The 3,951-nt window shown below is 41.6% G+C and carries 3 protein-coding genes and 2 pseudogenes; 3 read left to right on the plus strand and 2 right to left on the minus strand.

Features of this window, described 5'->3' with window-relative positions:
- Both PX481_RS02265 and PX481_RS02270 read left to right on the plus strand, forming a co-directional pair.
- Positions 1-203 (plus strand): annotated as a pseudogene (locus PX481_RS02265) (zinc ribbon domain-containing protein); the annotation flags it as partial.
- Positions 204-209: 6 nt separating this feature from the next.
- Positions 210-446: pseudogene (locus tag PX481_RS02270) on the plus strand (YebC/PmpR family DNA-binding transcriptional regulator); the annotation flags it as partial.
- Between the two features lie 148 nt (positions 447-594).
- Here PX481_RS02270 and PX481_RS02275 read toward each other — a convergent pair.
- Positions 595-1,206 carry a 4Fe-4S single cluster domain-containing protein gene (locus PX481_RS02275; protein ID WP_002759744.1) on the minus strand — a complete coding sequence of 204 codons (612 nt, stop codon included), beginning with the start codon at positions 1,204-1,206 and terminating at the stop codon, positions 595-597.
- An 81-nt stretch (positions 1,207-1,287) separates the two neighbouring features.
- On the minus strand, positions 1,288-2,469 hold the full coding sequence (locus PX481_RS02280) for an RtcB family protein (RefSeq protein ID WP_002759743.1): 1,182 nt from the start codon (positions 2,467-2,469) through the stop codon (positions 1,288-1,290).
- 368 nt (positions 2,470-2,837) lie between these two features.
- Here PX481_RS02280 and PX481_RS02285 point away from each other — a divergent pair, with 368 nt between their 5' ends.
- Entirely contained in the window at positions 2,838-3,812 is a 975-nt protein-coding gene (locus PX481_RS02285) for a hypothetical protein (protein WP_002759741.1), read from the plus strand.
- The last annotated feature ends 139 nt before the right edge of the window (positions 3,813-3,951 follow it).

A 3,951-nucleotide genomic window follows, 5' to 3' on the forward strand; every position in this document is an offset into this window, starting at 1 on the left:
CAATAAATATTCTTAAAAAAGGGTTACAATATTTGGGAAATCATCTCAACGGTACTGTTGGGCAAACAGAAACCGACCCAAACGCCTTGGGAGAGTCCGGTCTCTGGATTTTCAGTGGAGACATTGAGAATCTAAGCTGTCTCGTTGAACAAGGAATTTCTAACAGCGATGTGGAAAGAATCCCCCGTCACAGCGTAGCTTGACGGTGGGAGTATGTCAATGAGGTGTCTAACCTGGAGAGATTGAATAAGGTTCTGCAAGAAGCGGGATTTAAGGTCAAAGAAGCAGAATTACGCTGGATTCCCACTAATACCCTAGAAGTGAGCGATCGAGACCAGGCCTGTTTTTTATTGAAGTTAATCGACACCCTAGAATCCCTCGATGATGTGCAATCGGTAACGGCTAATTTTGATTTAGTCGAGGAATTGATGTTAGTGGATCTGTGATCCTAAATTACTAGGCAGTGATCACTGATCAGATTTGAGTTCTCAGTGAGCGGTATGAAGTGAGAGTAAGTAGTTGGATAATCTTGATTACTGATCACTGATCACTGATTACTGTTTACTGATCACTGATTACTGATTCTGGGCCCAATCAAGAAATAATCTGTCCCCAAAATCCCGTAAAAATTCGGGTTCCGTCTTTGAGAATATGAATTTCCACTTGATCCGATGCCCAATTAATCTGATCTTCCAGAGCGGGATTGAGGACGTGAATCCGTTGATTGCTAGAAGAAACGGGAGAATCGGGGGAATGAATAGCGAGGGATTCCACATAGGCCCCATCCACCAAAATATCTAACTGGGCCAATAATTCTTGAGAGTGGGGCGGTGCTTGGGTTGAGCGCAATTGTTCGATCGTAAATCCCGTGAAGGACATCACATTTAAGCCTTTTTCCTTAACATATTTAGCTAATTCTGTCAAGGCTTTTGCTTGCCAAAAAGGTTCACCTCCGGAGAAAGTTAGGCCACTATTGCGGGGATTAGCCAAAATTTTGGCAGCTAGAGACTCAACAGTAATTAATTGATTGATCTTAAAGGGCCAGGAAGCTGGATTAAAACAACCCCGACACTCGCGAGAACAACCCTGTACCCAGACCACCGCCCGACAGCCGGGGCCGTTAACGGCGGATTCATCCACATAGCCCATGATATTGAGATGATGGGCGGGAATTTGCGCTAATTGGGCAGCAATAGTCAGACTCATCGCTTATAATCCTCGATCGATTCCTATCTTTTTCATGCTAGGGAAAAAACGACAAAAATCGATCGCTGTTGCCATGATTTGTTAACCTTTGACACACATCACCTGCTTGAGAGTGGCGACAATTTCCACTAGATCCGCCTGTTGATTCATCACCTGTTGGATCGGTTTATAGGCCCCCGGAATCTCATCAATAACGCCCTCATCTTTGCGGCATTCAACCCCTTCGGTTTGGGCGATTAAATCATCAAGAGTAAAGGTTTTTTTAGCCAGATTTCTCGACATCAAGCGCCCGGCCCCGTGGGAACAGGAACAGAAGCTATTATGTTCTCCTTTGCCTTTGACAATATAAGATTGCGCTCCCATGGAACCGGGGATAATACCATAATCGGTTTCTCTGGCGCGGACGGCTCCTTTGCGGGTGACATAAACTTCCTCCCCAAAATGAATTTCTTGTTCGGCATAATTGTGATGACAATTAACCACTAAGAGGGGTTTAGTTGGTTTGCCTCCCGCTAGATGTTTTTCAACAATCCGTTTAAATCTAGCCATCATAATTTCCCGATTATAACGGGCATATTCCTGGGCCCATTGTAGATCGTGCCAGTAGGCGGTAAATTCTTCTGTACCGGCGACAAAGTAGGCCAGATCGAGGTCAGGTAATTTACATTCTGCTAGTTTTGCTAACTCTTTGGCCGTATCAATATGACATTGGGCCAGTTGATTACCAATACCTCTAGAACCGGAATGGAGCATTAACCAAACTTGATTGTCTGTATCTAAACAAATTTCGATAAAGTGATTACCACCCCCCAGAGAACCCATTTGTTTAAGGGCTTTTTTCTCTAGGTTCTGCACGCCTCGATGAATCTGTTTAAATTCAGCCCATTTTGGCCATTTAGTTACTTCCCGATCCACTTCTTTATTTTCAGCAAAACCGACGGGAATATTCGCCTCCACATCGAGGCGAATTTTTTTAAGTTTTCCCTGCAATTGTTCGCCAGTAAAAGGCATTTTTAGGGCAGCCATGCCGCAACCGATATCGACTCCGACGGCGGCAGGAATTACGGCATCTTTGGTGGCAATCACCGAACCGACTAAAGCGCCTTTACCCAAGTGAACATCGGGCATTAAAGAAATGTGTTTATAAACAAAAGGTAGGGAAGCGACATTTTTGGCCATTTGGGTTTCTTGGGGTCCTAATTCATGCCCCGCCCAAGATAAAATCGGTGTCGGTGTGGAAATATCCAGAGTTTCGTAAGCCATAGTTTTTAGGAAATAATCAGGTAAAAAGCCGATGTAACCAAGACAATAAGGCAATTTAGATTCTGCGATGAATTAGATAAATTGTTATCAGTGATCGTGTTTTAGCGCCAGAGGATAAGCTGTTGACTATCTAAATTACTCGTTCAGACTGCACCAGAGTTCTGAGCATTTGTACTAAAATTGTCAAGACGCAGTTTAAATGCAGTACAGCTTATTACCTATATTACATTATATACTACATTCGTGTTATCAACAAGTTCCCAGAAAGAGCAGGCATTGGGGAGCTTTTTTGCTGTGATCGGTAAACAGTAAGCTGTTCAGCATCTAAATAGCGTATAACAGAAACAGTAACTTAGTCAAAAAATTCAATGATGAGCAATCTTACTGATTTACTCGCACTTCCATTTGGCAAACCTTTAGCTGAGATCGATGCCACAATCCTTGAGAGTTTTGGGGATAATTGTTACAAAATAAATGATCAGATTTATTTATTAACAATGAGTATTGACAATATTCCTGTATATAGAGGTCTTGCTTGGGTAGTTTCTGAGCGGGCAGCCGCCTGGATTTTTACAGGTCGTTGGTCTGATGATGAAATCAAACTGCCGCCACCAGATATTCTTTTACCAATGTTTACTATAAAAGATTATCAAAGTGTTTGTGAATTTGGCCGGCAAGTAGATCAGAAAAACTTTGTTAATGATCTTCCAGGGCCGCGAAGAGTAAAATTTAGCAACTACACTTACTATTATCGCATGGTAGAACCCCGTCAATCGGATGATCCTATTGGTATCGAGATCGATCGCCGACCAGAACAGTATAGGTATTGGGGAAATTCTCTAGTCATTATTAATAGTTGGCAAAGAACGATAACTAAAACCTTTCTTGACTTTCAACAATGTTCTCTTAACAATTTAAGAGGAGGGGGAGTCAATACTGGTAGTCATCTTATTCAGTTGAGAAGTTTTGGAAAGCCTGATAATTATCGGGAATCTATTTTATCTGTTTTTAATCCACCTACTCTATGCTATTTTGATTTGGGCTTAGAATTTGTGCCTTCTGTAGATATGCGTTTGGCCTACATCTACATCTATTTACAACCTAACTGTAGCAGTTTATTTTCCGAGGAAACCCGTTCTTCTACCTTTAGGGTTTTTTCTGGTGATCTTCTTTACGGAAATAGATTAATTAGTGCCTCTGAATTAGAGGATTTTCCTGGGTTAATTAACAGTTTTCAAGATAGCAGATTTAAACGATATGACACCGATACTTATATTCAAGAAATAAATGGAATACGCACAGGAACAATTGTTTTTACTCATGATTACATAATCTTATATTAATAAGTAGGTGGGTGGAATTAAATATAAGATGAACGTAGGTTGGGTTGAAGCATGAAACCCAACGCCCGCTCATGTTAGGCTACCGCTAACCCATCCTACAAATAATTGTGCCTCCCTACTTAGCACGATCTTTCAGTTA

The organism is Microcystis sp. M53603_WE2 (assembly GCF_030065435.1).